The organism is Burkholderia sp. SR8, from assembly GCF_052851275.1.
In genome coordinates, this window is record NZ_JAULUC010000031.1 from 54,933 (window position 1) to 68,686 (window position 13,754).

11 protein-coding genes and 1 riboswitch are annotated in these 13,754 nt (G+C 69.3%); of the genes, 2 read left to right on the plus strand and 9 right to left on the minus strand.

Features of this window, described 5'->3' with window-relative positions; translation table 11 throughout:
• Positions 1 to 298: 298 nt before the first annotated feature.
• Entirely contained in the window at positions 299 to 1,381 is a 1,083-nt protein-coding gene (locus Q3A80_RS28240; RefSeq protein WP_446332101.1) for an NAD(P)H-dependent flavin oxidoreductase, read from the minus strand.
• A 258-nt stretch (positions 1,382 to 1,639) separates the two neighbouring features.
• Here Q3A80_RS28240 and Q3A80_RS28245 point away from each other — a divergent pair, with 258 nt between their 5' ends.
• Together Q3A80_RS28245 and Q3A80_RS28250 are read left to right on the plus strand one after the other, a co-directional pair.
• Positions 1,640 to 2,332 (plus strand): dienelactone hydrolase family protein, encoded by a 693-nt coding sequence (locus tag Q3A80_RS28245; RefSeq protein ID WP_446332102.1) that lies wholly within the window; start codon positions 1,640 to 1,642, stop codon positions 2,330 to 2,332.
• Positions 2,333 to 2,413: 81 nt separating this feature from the next.
• On the plus strand, positions 2,414 to 3,892 hold the full coding sequence (locus Q3A80_RS28250; protein ID WP_446332111.1) for an amidase: 1,479 nt from the start codon (positions 2,414 to 2,416) through the stop codon (positions 3,890 to 3,892).
• A 100-nt stretch (positions 3,893 to 3,992) separates the two neighbouring features.
• Here Q3A80_RS28250 and metF read toward each other — a convergent pair whose 3' ends face one another.
• The 8 genes from metF to flhB all read right to left on the minus strand — a co-directional run bounded on the left by metF (position 3,993) and on the right by flhB (position 13,687).
• The gene (gene metF / locus Q3A80_RS28255; protein ID WP_446332103.1) at positions 3,993 to 4,823 is read right to left on the minus strand and encodes a methylenetetrahydrofolate reductase [NAD(P)H]; all 831 of its coding nucleotides are present in this window, start codon (positions 4,821 to 4,823) and stop codon (positions 3,993 to 3,995) included.
• Positions 4,824 to 4,847: 24 nt separating this feature from the next.
• On the minus strand, positions 4,848 to 5,201 hold the full coding sequence (locus Q3A80_RS28260; protein ID WP_006477367.1) for a phage holin family protein: 354 nt from the start codon (positions 5,199 to 5,201) through the stop codon (positions 4,848 to 4,850).
• A gap of 161 nt (positions 5,202 to 5,362) precedes the next feature.
• Complete coding sequence (ahcY, locus tag Q3A80_RS28265) at positions 5,363 to 6,781, minus strand: adenosylhomocysteinase (RefSeq protein WP_446332104.1); 1,419 nt, start codon at positions 6,779 to 6,781, stop codon at positions 5,363 to 5,365.
• Between the two features lie 34 nt (positions 6,782 to 6,815).
• A riboswitch (S-adenosyl-L-homocysteine riboswitch) is annotated at positions 6,816 to 6,931 on the minus strand.
• A gap of 90 nt (positions 6,932 to 7,021) precedes the next feature.
• Positions 7,022 to 7,756: an RNA polymerase sigma factor FliA gene (locus Q3A80_RS28270; RefSeq protein ID WP_446332105.1), complete on the minus strand. Its 735-nt coding sequence runs from the start codon at positions 7,754 to 7,756 to the stop codon at positions 7,022 to 7,024.
• Positions 7,757 to 7,778: 22 nt separating this feature from the next.
• Entirely contained in the window at positions 7,779 to 8,597 is an 819-nt protein-coding gene (locus Q3A80_RS28275) for a MinD/ParA family ATP-binding protein (RefSeq protein ID WP_446332106.1), read from the minus strand.
• Positions 8,590 to 10,392, minus strand: a complete 1,803-nt coding sequence (flhF, locus tag Q3A80_RS28280; RefSeq protein WP_446332107.1) for a flagellar biosynthesis protein FlhF — start codon at positions 10,390 to 10,392, stop codon at positions 8,590 to 8,592. Before flhF ends, Q3A80_RS28275 begins: the two co-directional genes overlap by 8 nt.
• Positions 10,389 to 12,491, minus strand: coding sequence for a flagellar biosynthesis protein FlhA (flhA, locus tag Q3A80_RS28285; RefSeq protein ID WP_446332108.1), 2,103 nt, complete (start codon positions 12,489 to 12,491; stop codon positions 10,389 to 10,391). The genes flhF and flhA overlap by 4 nt, the downstream gene beginning before the upstream one ends.
• A complete protein-coding gene (gene flhB / locus Q3A80_RS28290; protein WP_446332109.1) occupies positions 12,488 to 13,687 on the minus strand; it encodes a flagellar biosynthesis protein FlhB in 1,200 nt (399 codons plus the stop codon). Before flhB ends, flhA begins: the two co-directional genes overlap by 4 nt.
• Positions 13,688 to 13,754: the final 67 nt, after the last annotated feature.

Genomic DNA, 13,754 nt, shown 5'->3' on the forward strand with positions numbered 1-13,754 from the left:
GGAAACGGCCGCTTTTAGCAGCCGCCCGCCCGTACTTGCGCGCAAGTGTAGGTGATCAAATTAATTTGTGGGACTTTTTTGGGGTAGTGGTAACACTACCGATGCGCGTGCTTTGGAACGACTCCTCGAATATCGCTGCAAGCCCCGCCGGATAAGGGTTTCCGCTAATTACGGACGGCCCGGCCGAAAGGTGGATTTAAAGCATTCCCGTGTCATTTCGATTCGGTATTTTGTGCGCGGGATCATTGAATGAAACGCGCGTGACAGCACGCGCGTTTCGGGCCCGGATGCGCGCCGTTCAGGCCGCTGCCGCGCGCCATTCGGCGTCGAGCGCGTCGACGAGTTGCGACGTGGTCAGCGCGGCATCGCGCCGCCGGGCGAGCGGCGCGCCCTGGCCGGCCCACAGCGACAGGTAGTCGCCGTCGTTCGCGCGCGCGGCGGCCTGGCGCAGCGGCTGGGTCAGCGCGTTCTGTACCGGATACGGCGCGGCATCGGCCACGCGTTCGCCGAGCCGCGCCATCAGCGTGTTGCGCAGGCCGCGCGCATGACGCCCGGTGATCGCGCGCGTGACCTGCGTCGACGTATCGGTGCTCGCAAGAAGGCGTGCCTTCCAGTCCGGCGCGATCGCGCTTTCCGCGCACGGGAGGAACGCAGTGCCGAGTTGCGCGGCCTGCGCGCCGAGCGCGAGCGCGGCGGCCATCCCGCGGCCGTCCATGATGCCGCCCGCGGCGAGCACCGGCAGGCCGGTCGCGTCGACGAGCTGCGGCACCAGCGCGAGCGTGCCGATCAGCGCATCGTCGACCGCGCCGATGAAGGTGCCGCGGTGGCCGCCGGCTTCGGCGCCCTGCGCGGACAGCGCATCGGCGCCGGCCGCCTGCCACGCGAGCCCTTCCGCGACATGCGTCGCGGTGCCGATCACGTACGTGCCGGCAGCCTTCAGCCGCGCGACGTCGGCCGCGTCGAGCACGCCGAACGTGAAGCTCGCGACCGGCACGCGCAGCGCGACGAGCGCATCGAGCTGCGCGCGGAAGTCGGGCGCGTAGCGCGCCGGCGCGGTGCCGGGCGGCAGCCCGAGCGCCGCGTTCAGCGGATCGATCGCCGCGAGCGCGCGTGCGACGGTCGCCGCGTCCGGCGCGGCGTCATCGGGCAACACGAACAGGTTGACGGCGAACGGGCGTGCGGTGGCCGCACGAATCGCGGCGACTTCGGTTTCGAGACGGTCCGGCGTGAACGCGCCGGCGCCGAGGCTGCCGAGCGCGCCGGCATTGGACGCGGCCGCGGCCATCGCGGCCGTGCTCGCGCCGACCATCGGCGCCTGCACGAGCGGCAGGCGCAGGCCGAAGCGTTCGGAGAATGGAGTGGATAACGAACGGGCGGACATGGCGAATCCTTCGATGACGATGAGCGAAAGCGCTTTGTAAAGGCCGACACATCGACTCTATCGAAGCGGCGCGCCGCCGAAAAATGAATAATCGAGATCGAAACGATCGCTGCACGAGAAGCGGGTCCGGCGCGCCGTGCACGCGGCGCTCGCGCGCGTTGCACGCACTGCAGCGCCGCGGGATTGGTGGCACACTAGGCCGCCTCTTTTCCCATCCGCGGCGCGCAGCACGCGCGCCCGTTCGCCAGGAGTTCAAACGTGACTGCCCAATGGATCGACATCCCGACCGGTAACGACAGCTTCGGCGGCTATCTCGCGCTGCCCAGGCGCGGCAAGGGCCCCGCCGTGATCATCCTCCAGGAGATCTTCGGCGTGAACTCGCACATCCGCGCGGTCGCCGACCAGTACGCGGCCGACGGCTTCGTCGCGCTCGCGCCGGACGTGTTCTGGCGCACGCAGCCGCGCGTCGAGCTGACCTACGAAGGCGCCGATCGCGACAAGGGCATCGAGCTGATGAAGAAGACCGACATCGGCCTCGCGGTCGCGGACATCGGCGCGGCCGCCGGCGTCCTGCGCGGCCGTCCGGAAGTCGCCGGCAAGGTCGCGGCGATCGGCTACTGCTTCGGCGGCCAGCTCGCGTATCGTGCAGCGGTGGCCGGCCACGTCGACGCGGCGGTCGCGTATTACGGCGGCGGGATCCAGAACGCGCTCGACCTCGCCGGCAAGGTCACGCAGCCGATCCTGTTCCACTACGCGGAGAACGATCATGCCATTCCGCTCGACGCGGTCGAGCAGGTGAAGGGCGCGTTCGCGGGTCGCGGCAACGCGGCGTTCCACGTGTATCCGGGCGCCGAGCACGGCTTCAACTGCGCGGACCGCGCGTCGTACAACCAGCGCGCGTCGGCACTCGCGCACGGCCGCACGCTGACGTTCCTCGCCGAGCACCTGTAACGGCGGCCGGCAGCGGGCCCGGCGCGCCGGGCCCGCGTTATCCTGCCATCATCGCCACGAGTCACAACGGGGGTGACCGCGATGCACTCGGACTATCTCGCGCACGACGCGATCGGGCTCGCCGCCCTCGTGCGCGAGCGCAAGGCAAGCCCGCGCGAACTGCTCGACGCCGCGATCGGGCAGGCCGAAGCGGTGAACGGCGCGATCAACGCGATCGTGCTGCAGGACTACGACGCCGCGCGCAAGCGCACCGAATCGGCCGACGGCGCGGCCCCCGACGCGCCGTTCGCGGGCGTCCCGTATCTCGTCAAGGATCTCGGCGCGGCGGTGGCCGGGCTGCCGCTGTCGATGGGCAGCCGGCACTACCGCTACTTCGTCCCCGCCGACGACTCGCCGGTGATCGCCCGCAGCCGCGCGGCCGGCCTCAACGTGTTCGGCAAGACCAACACGTCGGAAATCGGCCAGATGCCGTACACCGAACCCGAACTGTTCGGCGCGTGCCGCAATCCGTGGAATCTCGACCACACGCCCGGCGGATCGAGCGGCGGCGCGGCCGCGGCCGTCGCGGCCGGCATCGTGCCGCTCGCGCATGCGTCGGACGGCGGCGGCTCGATCCGCATTCCCGCGTCGTGCTGCGGGCTGTTCGGGCTGAAGCCGAGCCGCAATCCGGTGCTGGTCGACCTGCCGTCGAACGGCGAGCTGGTGGTCCAGCACGCGGTGTCGCGCAGCGTGCGCGACAGCGCGCTGCTGCTCGACGTGACGACCGGCCAGACGCTGCCGCCCGGCGCGCCCGGCACCTTTCTCGGCGAGCTCGACGCGCCGCCGGGGCCGCTGCGGATCGGCCTCGTCACCGACCCGATGCTCGCGCCGGCGCTCGACGACGACACGCGCCTGGCGCTCGACGATGCGGCCGCGCTCGTCGAATCGCTCGGCCATCACGTCGAACCGGCGACGCTGCACATCGACCATGCGCGCGCGGCCGAAACCTTTCTCACGCTGTGGGCGACGATTGCCGAGGAGATGGTGCTCGGCGCGCGCGCGCTGACCGGACGCACGCCGAAGCGGGCCGAATTCGAGCCGGCCACGTGGGCGATGGCGGTAGTCGGCCGGCGTGTCGCGCGCGCGCGGCTCGCGGACGTGCTCGAATGGCAGCGCCAGCTCACCGTGCAGGTCGCGGGCCTCGTGTCGCGCTACGACGCGATCCTGTGCGCGACGCTCGCGGGGCCGCCAGTGAAGATCGGCGAGCTGCAGCCGACCGCACTCGAAGCCGCGCAGATGAAATTGCTCGGCGCGCTGCCGGTGAAGCCGCTGCTGCGCGAAATGCTCGCGAAATCGTCGGAGAAGGCATTCGCATGGGCCGGCTGCACCGAGCTGTTCAACCTGACGGGCCAGCCGGCGATGTCGGTGCCGCTCTACTGGAACGCGCGCGGGCTGCCGATCGGCGTGCAGTTCGTCGCGCGGCACGCCGACGATGCGCTGCTGCTGAAGCTCGCGCGCCAGCTCGAACGCGCGCGGCCGTGGTTCGACCGGCGCCCGCCGCTGATGCAGGCGCAGCGCTGAAGCACGTGCCCGCGGGCCGCCGCCCACAGCCCGCAGCGAAAAAAAAACCCGCCGGCTCATCGCCGGCGGGGCTTTCACGGATGCAACCGCGTGACGGCGCTTACATCGACAGCCGTTCGCAGATGGTCCGCGTCGCGGACGCCGCGTTCAGCGTATAGAAATGCAGCCCCGGCACGCCCGCGTCGATCAGGCGCTGGCACAGGCTCGTGACGACGTCCGCACCGAACGCGCGGATCGCGTCGCGATCGTCGCCGAAGCTCTCGAGCCGGCGCGCGACCCAGCGCGGCACTTCCGCACCGCACATGTCGGAGAAGCGCATCAGCTGCGAGAAGTTCGTGATCGGCATGATGCCCGGCACGATCGGCACGTCCACGCCGAGCTTGCGCACATCGTCGACGAAGCGGAAATACGCGTCCGCGTTGAAGAAGTACTGCGTGATCGCGGAATTCGCGCCGGCTTTCACCTTGCGCGCGAAGTTCTCGAGATCGGCCTTCGGCGAACGCGATTGCGGGTGGTACTCCGGATAGCCGGCGACTTCGATGTGGAACCAGTCGCCATGCTGCGCGCGGATGAAGCTGACGAGCTCGGACGCATAGCGCAGCTCGCCGACCTCGCCCATCCCCGACGGCAGGTCGCCGCGCAGCGCGACGATGTGCCGGATGCCGTGCGAGCGGTACTGGTCGAGGATCGCGCGCAGGCTGTCGCGCGACGAGCCGATGCACGACAGGTGCGGTGCGGCCTCGAGGCCGTCCTTCTGCATGTCGAGCACGGTATCGAGCGTGCCCTGCTGCGTCGAGCCGCCGGCGCCGAACGTCACGGAGACGAATTTCGGCTTCAGCGGCAGCAGCTGCGCGCGCGTGGCCCGCAGCTTCTCGACGCCGTCCGCCGTCTTCGGCGGGAAGAATTCAAACGAAAGTTCGATCGGTTTCATGATTCGCAAGAGTGGGCCCGGCCGTCAGCCGATGTCGCGCTGCCCGAAGATCAGTGCCGACAGCAGCCACGACACGATGCTGTACAGGATCGAACCGAAGAACGCGGACCAGAAACCCGACACCTCGAAACCCTTCAGCAGCGACGACGCGAACCAGAAACACAGCGCGTTCACGACGAGGATGAACACCCCGAGCGTGACGATCGTGACGGGCAGCGTCAGCAGGATCAGCACCGGACGGATCACCGTGTTGATCAGGCCGAGCACGACCGCGATGATCAGCGCGGTGCCGAAGCTCTTGATGTGGATCGACGGCACGAGGTACGTGATGATCAGCAGCGCGAGGGCGTTGATGACCCAGGTGAGGATGACGCTCATGGAGGGCTCCGGTTCGGTTGTCGATCTGGTCGGTCAATGCGCTCGGTCGCCGCCGGCCGCCACGCATGCCCGCGGGCACGACGCGACGGCCGGCGATCCGGCACCGTGCCGCCGCACCGCGCGCCCGATGCGGGCATGCGCGGCACGGCGGCGCCGGCACATCAGTAGCGGTAGTGGTTCGGCTTGAACGGGCCGTCCTTCTGCACGCCGATGTACGCCGCCTGCTCGTCCGACAGCACGGACAGGTTCGCGCCGATGCGCGCGAGGTGCAGGCGCGCGACCTTTTCATCGAGATGCTTCGGCAGCACGTACACCTTGTTCTCGTACTGTTCGCCGCGCGTGAAGAGTTCGATCTGCGCGAGCGTCTGGTTCGCGAACGAGTTCGACATCACGAACGACGGGTGGCCGGTCGCGCAGCCGAGGTTCACGAGGCGGCCTTCGGCCAGCAGGATCACGCGCTTGCCGTCCGGGAAGATGATGTGGTCGACCTGCGGCTTGATGTTTTCCCACTGATACTGGCGGGTCGACGCGACGTCGATTTCCGAGTCGAAGTGACCGATGTTGCAGACGATCGCGTTGTGGCGCATCGCCTTCATGTGATCGTGGTTGATCACGTGGTAGTTGCCGGTCGCCGTCACGAAGATGTCGGCCTTGTCGGCCGCGTATTCCATCGTCACGACGCGGTAGCCTTCCATCGCCGCCTGCAGCGCGCAGATCGGATCGATTTCGGTGACCCACACGGTCGCGCCCAGGCCGCGCAGCGACTGCGCGCAGCCCTTGCCCACGTCGCCGTAGCCGGCGACGACCGCGACCTTGCCCGCGATCATCACGTCGGTCGCGCGCTTGATGCCGTCGACGAGCGACTCGCGGCAGCCGTACAGGTTGTCGAACTTCGACTTCGTGACCGAGTCGTTCACGTTGAACGCCGGGAACGGCAGGCGGCCGTCCTTTTCCATCTGGTACAGGCGGTGCACGCCGGTCGTGGTTTCTTCGGTCACGCCCTTGATGTGCGCGAGGCGCTTCGAGTACCAGTTCGCGTCGATGTCGAGGTGCTTCGCGATCGACTTGTACAGCGCGACTTCTTCCTCGTTGGTCGGCTTCGCGATCACCGAACGGTCCTTCTCGGCCTTCGAGCCGAGGATCAGCAGCAGCGTTGCGTCGCCGCCGTCGTCCAGGATCATGTTCGCGAATTCGCCGTTCGGCCATTCGAAGATGCGGTGCGAGAACTCCCAGTATTCGTCGAGCGACTCGCCCTTGAACGCGAACACCGGCGTGCCGGCTTCGACGATCGCGGCCGCGGCGTGGTCCTGCGTCGAGAAGATGTTGCACGACGCCCAGCGGACGTCGGCGCCGAGCGCCTTCAGCGTCTCGATCAGCACGCCGGTCTGGATCGTCATGTGCAGCGAACCCGCGATGCGCGCGCCCTTCAGCGGCTGCTGCGCCTTGTATTCGTCGCGGATCTGCACGAGGCCCGGCATTTCGGTCTCGGCGATGTTCAGTTCCTTGCGGCCCCAGCCGGCAAGCGCCATGTCGGCGACGACGTAATCGTTGGAAGCCTTGGAATCGATAATGGCGTTCATCACGCCCTCCTTTCTAAAAAAGTTCTAGAAATTGGTGACGTGAGCGCCGTTCAGGAAGCGGGGCCGGCGCGAATTTCGCCGCACGGCTGCTTGGTGAAGCTCTCCGAGCCTGGCGGACGCAGAAGGTCCGTCGCAACGCTCCTCGGAAAACGGGTGGGATTGTAGCAAATCGGCGCGGGAATTGCGCGCCGCGCGCACCACGCGCGGCGTCGGCGCGCGTGGACGGGGGCGATCAAAGGGTCAGTTCTCCGCGCCGACCCACGCCTGTTCGCGCAGCCGCGCACGCAGGCGCGCGACTGCCTGGCTGTGCAGCTGGCACACGCGCGACTCGCTGACCTCGAGCACCGCGCCGATCTCGCGCAGGTTCAGCCCGCGCTCGTAGTACAGCGACATCAGCAGCTTCTCGCGCTCGGGCAGCCGGTCGATCGCGTCGACGAGCGCCTCGCGCAGGTGGTCGTCGAGCAGCGCCGACAACGGATCGGCGTGATCGACGCGATAGCGGTCGAGGAACGGCTCGTCGTCCGCTGCGCGGTCGAAATCCTCGTAGTAGATGAGCTGGCTGCCGTGCAGGTCCTGCAGCATCCCCTGATATTCGTCGAGCGGCATCTTCAGATGTTCGGCGATCTCGGCCTCGCTCGCCGAACGGCCGAGCTGCTGCTCGACCTGATGCACCGCGTACTCGACCTCGCGCGACGTCTTGCGCAGGCTGCGCGGCAGCCAGTCGTTGCTGCGCAGCTCGTCGAGCATCGCGCCGCGGATGCGCTGCGTCGCGTAGGTCTCGAACTGCGCGCCCTGGTCTTCCTTGTAGCGGCCGGCCGCGTCCATCAGGCCGATCATGCCGGCCTGGATCAGGTCGTCGAGATCGACGCTCGCCGGCATCTTCGCGACGAGCTGCAGCCCGAGGCGCCGCACGAGCGGCGCGTATTGCGCGAGCACGTCGGCCTGGGTCATCTTTCCCTGAGCGTTGTACATCATGGCTCTCTCCTTGCGGTGGCGCTCACGCGGCGTGCGCCGCACCCGCCTCGTAAGACGGCTTGCCGCCCGCGTGCACGGCGCGGCCGGCGCCCGAGCTCGGGCGCATCGGCCAGTACAGCAGGTCGGCGGCAATCTGCCGGTAATCGCGCGCGGCCGACGACGACGGGAACGCGTCGACCGCGGTATGCATCAGGTCGCGCGCATGTTCGACGAGCGGATCGGCGCTCACGCAGCCGGCGTCGGCGATCGACACCGTCAGGTAGCGGCTCGCGACGCCCGCGAGGTTGTCGAACGCGGTCTTCGCATCCGCGTGGCTGCCGACGTGATTGGTCAGCACGCGGAACTGCGCGACCGCGTGCGCGAAATGCAGCCGCTTCATGCACGCGTACGCCTCGGTGATCGCCTGCGCGGCGACCCGCGTGACGATCAGCACGTCGTGCGCCTCGCGCGCGAGCGCCGAGAATGCGCCGTCCGCGCCGAGCTGCGCATCGACCAGCACGATGTCGGCCTGCCCGTCGATGAAGTCGCTCAGCTGCGTGTCGCTGTAGCCGTCGCGCGCGAGGCGCGCGGCCGCGCACAGGCCGAAGCCGGCCGCCACGCGCGTGCGTTCGCCGTCGCGCAGCCACGCGCCCGCCAGCGTCGCCGCGGCCGATTGCACGTCCGCACGCTCGTCGACGACGAGCACGTCCTTGCCGAGCGCGGCGAGCGCGGCCGCGACGTTGACGACGGTCGACGTGCAGCCGACGCCCGCCGGCCCGCCGGTCACCGCGACGATGCGCGACGCGCGCCCGGCCAGCAGGCGCCGCAGCCCTTCGGCCTGGTCGATGATCCGTTTATCCAAATCGCACCTCGTGCAGCTCGGCGGTGGAACGTGCGGTCAGTGCGGAGAGCAGCGTCGGCATGTCCTCGTCTTGCGGCACGAAGGGCGAGCCGTCGCGCGGCACACAGAACGCGCTTTTCAGCAGGAATCGGGTCGACGCGACGTACAGGTTCTCCGGCACCTTCTGGCCGGTCGACACGTAATGCACCGGCAGCTTGTAGCGGATCACCGTGTCGAGCACGCCGCCGAGGTGGGTCGCCTCGTCGAGCTTGGTCAGGATGCAGCCGGCGAGATCGGGATACTCGGCCGCGCTGCGGTACGCCTGGACGACCTCGTTGAGCGTGTCGCCGTGGCTCGTCGCGTTCAGCAGCAGCAGGCGCTGCACCGGCGCATTCGCGCCATGCAGCATCGCGATCTGATCGGACAGCGCGCGGTCGCGCTGGCTCATGCCGATCGTGTCGATCAGCACGATGTGCTTGTTGCGCAGCTCGGACAGCGCGAGCTCGAGATCGCCGGCGTCCTTCACCGCGTGCACCGGCACGCCGAGGATCTTGCCGAAGATGCGCAACTGCTCGTGGCCGCCGATCCGGTAGCTGTCGGTGGTCAGCAGCGCGACCTTGCTCGCGCCGAAGCGCATCACGCAGCGCGCGGCGAGCTTCGCGGTCGTGGTCGTCTTGCCGACGCCGGTCGGCCCCATCAGCGCGAACACGCCGCCGCGCTCCATCAGCGCATCCTCGTTTTCGAGCACCGGCAGGTTCGCCGCGAGCACCGACTGCGCCCACTCGGCGGCCTGCTCGAAGGTCTGCGTGTCGTCGCCGGACGGCAGGTTGTCGACCAGCATCCGCACCAGCTGCGCGGAAAAACCGGCCGAGAACAGGTGCTTGCTCAGCGCGCCGTGCACCGGGCTGCGGCGCTGGCGGTCGTGCCACATCAGGCTGTCGAACTGCTCTTCCATCATCCCGCGCATCGCGCCGAGCTCGTGCATCACCGTGCCGGTGACGATGCGCTCGATGCGCGCGTTCACCGCGTCGGCCACCGCGGCGGCGGCCTCCGCCGACAGACGCGTGCGTTCGGCCGCGCGCTCGGCCGGCCGCGCGGCGCTCGCTTCGCTCGCGCGGATGGTCGCGGCGGACGGCAGCCGGCGCTCGGCATCGCGCACGATGTCGCGCGCCCAGTCGGCCGGCGTCGCGGACGCGGCGTCCTGCTGCGCGCGAACCGGGGCCTGCGGGGCGGCCGGCGCGGCCTGCGCGCGGGCGATCAGCGCTTCGCGCTGCTGCGTCAGACGCTTCGCGTGCTCGACGAGCCACGGCGCGGGTTCGGAGGCTGCTGCCGGCGGCGTCGCGGCCGCCGCTGCGGCTGCAGCGGATGCAGGCACGGCTGACGATGGCGATGCGTGCGCTGCTGCATGGGCATCGGTACGCGCGTCTGCGTCGGTATCGAATGCGGCCGGTTCCGAGACCGCCTGCGCGCTGTCGGCGCTCGCGCCGAACACCGACGAGAATACGTCCGGCAGCCCGCCTTCGCCTGCCGCATACGGATTGACGGCCGGGCGCGCGAGCGCGGCGCCCGGACGCGACACGATGCCCGGCACCGCGGCGGCCGGCACGGAGTCCGCGCCACGCGGCGCCACGGCGCGCGGCCGCGCGGCGGCCGGCGGCGCGACGGCGGCGAGATCCGAGTCGGCGAGTGCGACGATTTCGACACTGCCGTCATCGAGCGTGCGATTCGACAGCACGACGGCGTCGGCGCCCAGTGCCTCGCGCACGAGACGAAGCGCGTCGCGGCTCGTCGCGCCGGTGAATTTGCGAATGTTCAAGCGGAACCCCCGATGACGTTAACGACTTTGATCGTGCGTGTGTCCGGCACTTCGGCATACGACAGCACTTTCAGTTGCGGCAGGCTGCGGCGCAGGAAGCGCGCGAGCATCGCGCGCAGCGCGTGCTGCACCAGCAGCACCGGCGGCAGCCCGAGATTCTGTTGACGCAGCATCGCCTGCTGCGTGCCGGTCAGAAGGTTGTGTGCGAGGCCGGGCTCGAGGCCCGGGTTCGCGCCGGTCGCGAGCGCCTGCGACAGCACGCGCTCGAGATTCGAATCGAGACCCATCACCTGCATCTCGCCCGCGCCCGGATACCACTGCTGCGTGATCGCGCGGCCGAGCGCGAGCCGCACCGCGGCGGTGATCTCGTACGCGTCGCCGCGGCCCGCGTGTTCGGACACGGCCTCGAGGATCGTGCGCATGTCGCGGATCGGCACGCCTTCCTCGAGCAGGTTCTGCAGCACCTTCTGCAGCGTGGTGAGCGAGATCGTCTTCGGCACGAGGTCCTCGACGAGCGACGGCGCGTCCTTGCCGGTGCGCTCGACGAGCGCCTGCACTTCCTGGCGGCCGAGCAGCTCGGCCGCATGCTGGACGACCAGGTGGTTCAGGTGCGTCGCGACGACCGTGCTCGCATCGACGACGGTGTAGCCGTACACCTGCGCCTGCTCGCGCATCGCGACGTCGATCCACACGGCCGGCAGCCCGAACGCCGGATCCTGCGTCGCGGCGCCCGGCAGCGCGGCCGTCACCTGGCCGGGGTTGATCGCGAGCCACTGGCCCGGAAACACTTCGCCCGCGCCGATCTCGACGCCCTTCAGCGCGATCCGGTATGCGTTCGGCCGCAGCTCGAGGTTGTCGCGAATGTGGATCACGGGCGGCAGGAAGCCGATCTCCTGCGCGAATTTCTTGCGGATGCTCTTGATGCGCTTGAGCAGCTCGCCGTCGCTGTTCTTGTCGACGAGCGGAATCAGCCGGTAGCCGACTTCGAGGCCGAGCGGGTCGATCAGCTGCACGTCGTCCCAGGTTGCCTCGTGGCTGTCGCCCGGCAGCGCTGCGGGCGGCGCGATTTCGGTCACGTCGCCGGCCGCCACGCGGGCCGCCGCGCGGCGCGTCTGCGTGCGGGCCAGCCAGATCGCGCCGCCGCCGAGCAGCAGGAACGCGAAGTGCGGCATGCCCGGGATCAGCCCCATCAGCACGATGATCGCGCCGGTGATGGTCAGCACGCGCGGGTTCGTGAACAGCTGGCCGGTGATCTGCGTGCCGATGTCCTCGTCGGTCGCGACCCGCGACACGATCACGCCGGCGGCCGTCGAGATCACGAGCGACGGGATCTGCGCGACGAGGCCGTCGCCGATCGTCAGCAGCGTGTAGTTGGTGCCGGCCGCCGCGAACGACATGTCGTGCTGGACCATCCCGACGATCAGCCCGCCGATCACGTTGATCGCCATGATGATCAGGCCCGCGATCGCGTCGCCGCGCACGAACTTCGACGCGCCGTCCATCGACCCGTAGAACTCGGCTTCCTGCGACACGGCGAGGCGCCGCTTGCGCGCCTGCTCCTCGTTGATGAGGCCCGCGTTCAGGTCGGCGTCGATCGCCATCTGCTTGCCGGGCATCGCGTCGAGCGTGAAGCGCGCGGACACTTCGGCGATCCGCCCCGCGCCCTTCGTGATCACCATGAAGTTGATGATCATCAGGATCACGAACACGACGATGCCGACCGCGAAGTTGCCGCCGACGAGGAAGTGGCCGAACGCCTCGATCACCTGGCCGGCGGCGTCGGGGCCGGTGTGACCCTCGAGCAGCACGACGCGCGTCGACGCGACGTTCAGCGACAGCCGCAGCAGCGTCGAGAACAGCAGCACGCTCGGGAACGCGGCGAAGTCGAGCGGCTTCATCGTGTACATGCTGACGAGCAGCACCATCACCGACAGCGCGATGTTGAACGTGAAGAGAAGATCCAGCAGCAGCGGCGGCAGCGGCAGGATCATCATCCCCAGGATCATGCAGATGAGGATCGGGCCCGCGAGCGCGCGCAGGTTGGTGCCCGCGAACGGGTTCGCGCGCTTGGCGAACAGGCCGGTGGTCGGGGTGCTCATGCCGCGTTTCCTTGCTTGCCGAGCGTGTCTTCGGCTTCTTCGCGCTCGTCGTCGGCCGAGACCGACGACCCCTTGTCGAGTTCGACCGGCACGTTCAGATCGACCGGCGCGGCCGGGAACGCGCCGCCTTCCGAGCGGAAGCGCCGCAGCTGGTAGACCCACGCGAGCACTTCGGCCACAGCCGAGTACAGCGAGCCGGGAATCTCGCGTTCGATTTCGACGTTGTGATACAGCGCCCGCGCGAGCGGCGGCGCTTCGAGCAGCGGCACGTTGTGCTCGGCCGCGAGTTCGCGGATGCGCGCGGCGACGAGATTCACGCCCTTCGCGACGACCTTCGGCGCGCGCATCTCGCCGTCCGCGTACTGCAGCGCGACGGCGAAGTGCGTCGGGTTCGTGACGACCACGTCGGCCTTCGGCACGGCGGCCATCATCCGGCGCCGCGCGATCGCGCGCTGCTGCTGGCGGATGCGGCCCTTCACGTGCGGATCGCCTTCGTTCTCGCGATGCTCGCGCTTCACTTCTTCCTTCGTCATGCGCAACTTCTTGTTGTACTGCCAGAGTTGGAAAGGCACGTCGAGCGCGGCGACCACCAGCATCCCGGCGACCGTCGTGCCGCAGCACACGGCGACCAGATGCATCGCGTCCGCGAGCGCCGAGCCGAGCGGCTGCGTCGCGAGGCCGAGCAGTTCGTCCTTGCTGCGCCAGATCGCGATCCCGCCGATCCCGCCGACGACCAGCGTCTTCGCGAGCGACATCCCGAGCTGGATCGGCCCCTGGATCGAGAACATCCGGCCGAGGCCGGCGATCGGGTTCAGGCGGTCGAACTTCAGCTCGAAGGTCTTCTGCGAGATCAGCCAGCCGCCGAGCGCCATCGGCGCGAGCAGTGCGGCGAGACCGGTGAGGGCGAGGATCGGCAGCAGCGCGGCGAACCCTTCGGCGCTCGCGGTGCCGGCTGCCGACAGCATCCGGTGCGTGTCGAACGCGGTCGCGCGATCGAACGCGAACGCGCCGCGCAGCATCGCCTGCAGACGCGCGCCCGACGGACCCGCGAGCAGCCACGCGCCGTAGAACCCGGCCGCGAGCAGCGCGAACGAAGCGAGTTCGCGCGAACGCGCGACCTGCCCCTCCTCGCGCGCCTTCTCGCGGCGTCTCGGAGTGGCGGCTTCGGTTCTGTCGAGATCGCTCTCGTCTGCCACGGGGCCTCCAGTCGGGTACGGCGAAATGCCGTTTTCCAGTGACACCGATTATTCATGCGCACGTCAA